This is a genomic window from Peptoniphilus sp. (genome assembly GCF_034090345.1).
GTDB lineage: Bacteria > Bacillota > Clostridia > Tissierellales > Peptoniphilaceae > Peptoniphilus.
In genome coordinates this window covers 1-2473 of record NZ_JAXDSS010000101.1, presented here as the reverse complement: position 1 = coordinate 2473, position 2473 = coordinate 1, and the positions used below count along the sequence as shown (strand labels likewise).

At 27.3% G+C, this 2473-nt stretch carries 4 protein-coding genes; all 4 read left to right on the top strand.

Annotated elements, in window-relative coordinates; translation table 11 throughout:
* The first annotated feature begins 345 nt into the window (after window positions 1–345).
* Window positions 346–753 (top strand): hypothetical protein, encoded by a 408-nt coding sequence (locus tag SOR77_RS08070; RefSeq protein ID WP_320636604.1) that lies wholly within the window; start codon window positions 346–348, stop codon window positions 751–753.
* Window positions 754–822: 69 nt separating this feature from the next.
* A complete protein-coding gene (locus SOR77_RS08065; protein ID WP_320636603.1) occupies window positions 823–1308 on the top strand; it encodes a Panacea domain-containing protein in 486 nt (161 codons plus the stop codon).
* Between the two features lie 3 nt (window positions 1309–1311).
* Window positions 1312–2187 carry a hypothetical protein gene (locus SOR77_RS08060; protein ID WP_320636602.1) on the top strand — a complete coding sequence of 292 codons (876 nt, stop codon included), beginning with the start codon at window positions 1312–1314 and terminating at the stop codon, window positions 2185–2187.
* Window positions 2188–2326: 139 nt separating this feature from the next.
* The coding region (locus tag SOR77_RS08055; protein ID WP_320636605.1) for a terminase small subunit at window positions 2327–2473 on the top strand (147 nt) is incomplete at its 3' end.

The following is a 2473-nucleotide window of genomic DNA, read 5'->3' as shown; positions in this document are numbered from 1 at the left end:
GAATATTTCAGAAGAGATAGAAAATGCTAACTAATGCTAACTATTTTACGCATATAAATCAAAAAAATGGCAAAAAATGAATTTGTTTTAAAAATATGAAGATATAAATTGAATGGAGATAGAAGAATGAAAAAATGATTAAAGTATTAGCACTGCCATACAAAACATTTAAAGAAAGAGTAAGGTTGATCAGACAGCTTGAGAAAGCGGGCTTTAAGGTTGAATATGATGAGAATTTTATTTATGCAAAAAAACATTATAAGTATTTAAAAATAGAATATTAAAACTTGCCTCTTTGTATATCAAAGGGGTTTTAAGCTGTAAATACATATTGGGAGGGAATTGATGGATAAGGATTTGCTTTCACGTTATAGAGATTTGAAAAGAGAACTTAGAATTTTAGAGTTAGAAAATAAAAAGCTAAACAAGACAGAGATTGTAGTAGACAAGGTTAAAGCATCTAACACAGAATTCCCCTATCAAGAAATTAGCTTGCCTATAGTTGGCATGAGAGAGCTTACTGATAGAGAAAAGTTAATTAGAGAGTGTTTAAATGCACAGTGGCAGAGAGCTTTTGATTTAAGGCTTGAGATAGAGGATTTTATAAATAGTATTGAGGATAGTAGAATAAGAGTTGTTTTTAGGTTAAGATATATTGAGGGTTGGAGTTGGCTTAGGATAAGTTCTTATATGGGCAGTGTTAATGAGAGTTATGCTAGAATGATTCATGATAGGTTTTTAGAAAAAATTTGAATAAATTGATAAGGAATCCACATTTTTTTATATCTAGGTGTTATAATTCATTTAAAGAGGTGAGTTAAAATGGATTATTCTGTTTCAGATGTTGCTAGATTTGTAGTGAATTATGCTGATAAGAAAAATAAAAATGTAACAAATATGAAATTACAAAAAATATTATTTTATTTACAGGGATTTTGCTATAGACAATTTAATGAACCACTTTTTCATGCGGAATTTGAAGCTTGGCCTTATGGACCTGTAATTAGAAGGATATATATAGATTTTAGTATGTTTGGTTCTAGCGAAATACCTTGTTATAATGATGTAATAGACTTTATTTTTTATAAAAGTGTAGATAAAGATGAATTAGAAAACTATGAAGGAGTCTTTGAACCAAAAATCATAGAGTTTTTAAAAAATATTTTGGATAGATTATTGGAATATTCAGCAATGCATTTAGTTAGAGCAACACATAAAGAAGGGACACCTTGGAAAAAGGTTTATGATAAAAATAGCAAAAAAATTATACCTGAAAAAGAAATTGAATTATATTTTACAAGGAGTTAGTAAATGGGGTATAAAAAATTAAGTACTGAATTAGGGCAAATGGTAGAAGAAGAAATAGGTGGAGATACCGATAATAATATATATGATTTAAGCTCTGATAGAAATATTGAAAAGGAAGAGAATGAACTTAATAACTTACTAACTTATTTTAATAGTAAAGCTTTTGAAAAAAATGATGTTATTGAAGCTTTAAATAAAATTGAAAATTATGAAAAGACGAATGGCAGATTTTTATATTCTATAATTACAGATTTTTGTTATGGTGTAGATAATATGGATACAATAAATGGTAATATAAAATTTTTATATGCACATTCTTTGTCAAATAATGAAAATGAGAATATAAAAAAAATAGTGCTTAAGTTATATGATCATCTTCAATTAGTGGCTGTGCAAAAAGGAAGATCTGAATCTATAGAACAAAACATAAATGGGAACTTAAAAGATGCTGCAGAAGATTTAAAAAAAGCTATGGAAGAAATAGAGGCTCTTAAAAACGATATAAAAAATACAAAAGAAAATTTTACAAGTCAACTTATATCTTTAATAGCTATTTTTATTGCAGTAGCTTTTGTTATATTTGGAGGATTATCCAGTTTATCAAATATTTCAGAACCATTAAATACCTTGATATCTTTAAAAGGAGAAGGCAAAGATTTTATTCCTGTAATATATAAAACTTTTACACTATGGTTTTTAGGAATGTTTAATATACTTTATTTATTTATGCATTTTGTTTCAAAATTAATTAATAAAAAGTTAGTCTTTTATGATGTTTCTGACAAAAAATGGTGTGAATTAGCGAAATTTATTGTTAGCTATCATGTGTTTTTTTTAATAAATATTGTGGGATTTATTTTAATTACAAGGATATTTTAATTTTGTGCGTTTTGTGCGAAATGTGCGTGTTATATTAATAGAGTAGAAGTGTATTCAACTTTTAACCTCTTAGATAGTTAGCAAAAAGAACCTTATTGATTTAGGGTTCTTTTTTGTTATGTAAAAATAGAAAGGTGGTGTGGTATTGGCACTTAATAAAAAACAAAAGAGATTTGTGGAAGAGTATCTTATTGATCTCAATGCCACACAGGCAGCTATAAGAGCGGGATATTCTCCAAGCACAGCTTATTCGATAGGAAATGAAAACCTGAGAAAACCTGAGATT

Coding starts and splice junctions, on each gene's coding strand:
- SOR77_RS08070 (WP_320636604.1), top strand. CDS start 346: ATGGATAAGGATTTGCTTTCACGTTATAGAGATTTGAAAAGAGAACTT.
- SOR77_RS08065 (WP_320636603.1), top strand. CDS start 823: ATGGATTATTCTGTTTCAGATGTTGCTAGATTTGTAGTGAATTATGCT.
- SOR77_RS08060 (WP_320636602.1), top strand. CDS start 1,312: ATGGGGTATAAAAAATTAAGTACTGAATTAGGGCAAATGGTAGAAGAA.